Annotated in this window: 5 protein-coding genes; 2 read left to right on the forward strand and 3 right to left on the reverse strand. The window is 72.6% G+C overall.

The window, feature by feature from the left end; genetic code table 11:
• From VB737_RS15870 to hpf, 3 genes are all read right to left on the reverse strand, one after another.
• A partial coding sequence (locus VB737_RS15870) for a recombination protein O N-terminal domain-containing protein (RefSeq protein ID WP_500314380.1) occupies positions 1-145 on the reverse strand: 145 nt, incomplete at its 3' end.
• The gene (deoC, locus tag VB737_RS15875; RefSeq protein WP_500314373.1) at positions 138-842 is read right to left on the reverse strand and encodes a deoxyribose-phosphate aldolase; all 705 of its coding nucleotides are present in this window, start codon (positions 840-842) and stop codon (positions 138-140) included. The genes deoC and VB737_RS15870, both read right to left, overlap by 8 nt.
• The gene (gene hpf, locus VB737_RS15880; protein WP_500314374.1) at positions 805-1,392 is read right to left on the reverse strand and encodes a ribosome hibernation-promoting factor, HPF/YfiA family; all 588 of its coding nucleotides are present in this window, start codon (positions 1,390-1,392) and stop codon (positions 805-807) included. Before hpf ends, deoC begins: the two co-directional genes overlap by 38 nt.
• 63 nt (positions 1,393-1,455) lie before the next feature.
• Here hpf and lipB point away from each other — a divergent pair, with 63 nt between their 5' ends.
• Together lipB and VB737_RS15890 are read left to right on the forward strand one after the other, a co-directional pair.
• Positions 1,456-2,172, forward strand: coding sequence for a lipoyl(octanoyl) transferase LipB (lipB, locus tag VB737_RS15885; protein ID WP_500314376.1), 717 nt, complete (start codon positions 1,456-1,458; stop codon positions 2,170-2,172).
• A 26-nt stretch (positions 2,173-2,198) separates the two neighbouring features.
• Positions 2,199-3,243, forward strand: a 1,045-nt coding sequence (locus VB737_RS15890) for an AMP-binding protein (protein ID WP_500314378.1), incomplete at its 3' end; no start/stop codon positions are given.

The raw sequence follows: 3,243 nt of genomic DNA on the forward strand, positions 1-3,243 counted from the left end.
CCGCCAGGCTGCTCTTCGGCCGCCGCGCCCCCGGCACCGCCAGGCGGGTGAGCCCTTCGCCCTCGCTCAGCAGTGTGAGCAGTCGGTCGTGCTCCCCCAGGGGGCGGCAGGTGAGGGCCAGGCCCTCCAGGTGCTGTTCAGGCACCGGCGCGCAGCGCCTGCATCAGGGCCACGCCCCGGCTGGTGCCCAGCCGGCCGGCACCGGCCGCCACCAGGTCCAGCGCCTGTTCGAGATCGGCGATGCCACCGGCGGCCTTCACCGCGGCACGGCCCCTGGCCAGGGCCACCAACCGGGTCACCTGCTCCGGGGTCACCGGTGGGCCGAAGCCGCTGCCGGTCTTGAGGTGGCGCGCACCCGCATCGATGCTGATCTCCACCAGCAGCTCCAGGGCCTCAGCGTCGAGGCGGCCCATCTCCAGGATCACCTTGACCGGCAGGCCCAGGTCGGTGATGGCCGCCAGGTCGTCGAGCACGGCGGTGCCGTCGCCATCGGCCAGGGCGCCGAAATCCGGCACCACGTCGAGTTCGTCGGCACCGGCGGCGGCGGCCCACTCCGCCTCGGCCCGTTTGATCGCCGCCGGGATGGCCCCGAAGGGGAACCCCACCACGGCGACCAGCTTTACCGCCCCGTCGAGCGGCAGCCGCTCACGGGCGACCGGCAGCCAGCGAGAGGCCACGCACACCCCGGCGAAGCCGAAGTGGCGGGCCTCATCGCAGCAGCGGAGGATGGCCTCCCGGCCCCGGTGGGGATCCAGCAGGGCGTGGTCGATCAGGGGGGCGAGGTCGGGCCGTTCGGGCTCCCGCTCAGGTGTCACGGGCCTGGATGACGCCGAATCCGCCATGGTTGCGGCGGTAGACCACCTGGATCTGGCCCGTGGCCGCGTCGCGGAACATGTAGAAGTCGTGATCGATCAGATCCAGCTGATGCAGGGCCTCCTCCAGGTCCATCGCCGGCATGGCGAAGTACTTGCGGCGCACGCCGCGGTGGGGCACCGCGGGCTCGAGGCCATCGGTGAGGGAGCCCCCGGGGTTGGGCAGGGTGGCGGCTCCGGCTTCCTCGGCGGCGGCGGAGCGGTGCACAGGGCCCTGGCTGCGCTGCTGCAGCCGGTCCTTGTAGCGGGTCAGCTGGCGGCTCAGCTTGGTGGCCACCAGATCGATGCTGGCGTAGAGGTTTTCGCTGCGTTCCTGGGCCCGGATCACCACCCCGTTGGCGAAGACCGTGACTTCCGCCGTCTGTTGCGGCACACGGGGATTGCGGGCCACCGACAGGTGAACGTCGGCTTCCTTGACGATGCCATCGAAGTGGCTGATGGCGCGGTTGAGCTTGGTTTCGGTGTACTCCCTGATCGCCGGTGTGACGTCGAGATTGCGGCCGTGGATCAGCAGTTTCATTCGGGTGCCTGCCTCCAGAGGAATTCTGGCTCTGGGACAAGCTCAAGCTAGGAACGCCGCTGCATGGCCCCCAACACTCCCGCAATTCTTTTTGAAGCCCGCTCGCCGGTGCCCTTCCCGCTGGCCTGGGGGTGGCAGCGCCGCCTGCAGCGACGCCGGCTCGACGATCCCTCCGTGCCCGACGCCCTGCTGCTGCTGCAGCACACCCCCTGCTACACCCTGGGCCGGGGGGCCAGCCTTGAGCACCTCGGCTTCGATCCGGCCGATCCGCCCCTGCCGCTGCACCGCATCGACCGCGGCGGGGAGGTCACCCACCACCTGCCCGGCCAGCTGGTCCTCTATCCGGTGCTCGACCTGCAGCGCCATGGCGGCGACCTGCACCTCTATCTGCGGGCCCTTGAGGACGTGGTGCTCGCCGTGCTGCAGGAGCTGGGGCTGGAGGGGGAGCGGATCGAGGGCCTCACCGGGGTCTGGCTGGAGGGGCGCAAGCTGGCGGCGATCGGGGTCGGCGCCCGGCGCTGGATCAGCCAGCACGGCCTGGCCCTGAACGTCGACTGCCCCCTGGAGGGCTTCGGTGCGATCATTCCCTGCGGGCTCTCCGACCGGCCGGTGGGTCGGTTGGTGGACTGGCGGCCTTCCCTCACCCCCGAGCAGGTGGCCCCGCTGCTGCTGGCGGCCTTCGCCCGCCGCTTCGGGCTGGTCCTGCGGCCGCCGTGGCCACAGGAGGGACTGGCCGGCCTGGGGGAGGGGGGAGACCGGTCGGGACTGGGAGAATCCTGACCTCCCGTTCGCCACCCCGGCCGCCCATGGACGCCAGAGCCGAGATCCACTGGAGTGGCAGCCCCCGGGACCGCCGGGCCCTGGACGGTCGCGCCGACTGGAGCCGGCTCGAGGGACTCGAGGGCCTCTGGCCGGAACTGGAGCGCCTGCATGGTCCCCGGGTGGCCCTGGAGGCCCCCCACAGCCGCCATCCGGAGACGCTGCGCTACGGGGAGCTGCGCCGGGCGATCGACCGGGCGGCGGCGGCCTTCGCCGATCTGGGGGTGGGGGCCGGCGATGTGGTGGCCCTGTTCGCGGAAAACGGTCCCCGTTGGCTGGTGGCCGACCAGGGGCTGATGCGGGCCGGGGCGGCCGATGCGGTGCGTGGCAGCGCGGCGCCGGTCGAGGAGTTGCGCTACATCCTCGAGGACGCCGGCGCGGTGGGGGCGGTGCTCGAATCGGCCGCCCTGCTGGAGCGGCTGGCCCTCGACGGGCCGGCCCTGCAACGGCTGCGCTTCATCGTGTTGCTGGAGGGGGAGGCCCCGGCGGTTCCCCTGCCGCTCCCCTGCCTCACCTGGGACGACCTGCTGCAGCGCGGCGCCGCCAGCCCGCTGCCGCCCTTCCCCACAGGGGGCCCCGGGCGGCTGGCCACGCTGCTGTACACCTCCGGCACCACCGGCCAGCCCAAGGGGGTGCCGCTGAGCCACGCCAACCTGCTGCACCAGCTGCGCACCCTGGGGGTGGCCGTGTCGCCGAGCCCTGGCGATCACGTGCTCTCCGTGCTGCCGATCTGGCATGCCTACGAACGCACCGCCGAGTACTTCCTGCTCAGCTGCGGCTGCCGCCAGACCTACACCACCCTCAAGCAGCTGCGCTCCGATCTGCAGAAGGTCCGGCCCCAGTACCTGATCAGCGTGCCGCGGCTGTGGGAGGCCCTGCTCTCCGGTTTCGAGGACGCCCTGGCGGCCATGCCTGCCTCGCGCCAGCGGCTGTTGCGCCGGGCCCTCGCCGTCAGCCGGGCCTTCCACCGGCGGCGGCGGGTGGCCCTCGATCTCACCCTCAGGCCGGAAACGGCGGCCGACCGGGTCGTGG

The sequence above is a fragment of the Synechococcus sp. BA-120 BA3 genome (assembly GCF_034931285.1).
Taxonomy (GTDB): Bacteria; Cyanobacteriota; Cyanobacteriia; order PCC-6307; family Cyanobiaceae; genus Cyanobium.

Excerpts from the sequence above, each read along its gene's own strand:
- deoC (WP_500314373.1), bottom strand. The coding sequence starts at position 842 with ATGGCGGATTCGGCGTCATCCAGGCCCGTGACACCTGAGCGGGAGCCC.
- hpf (WP_500314374.1), bottom strand. The coding sequence starts at position 1,392 with ATGAAACTGCTGATCCACGGCCGCAATCTCGACGTCACACCGGCGATC.
- lipB (WP_500314376.1), top strand. The coding sequence starts at position 1,456 with ATGGCCCCCAACACTCCCGCAATTCTTTTTGAAGCCCGCTCGCCGGTG.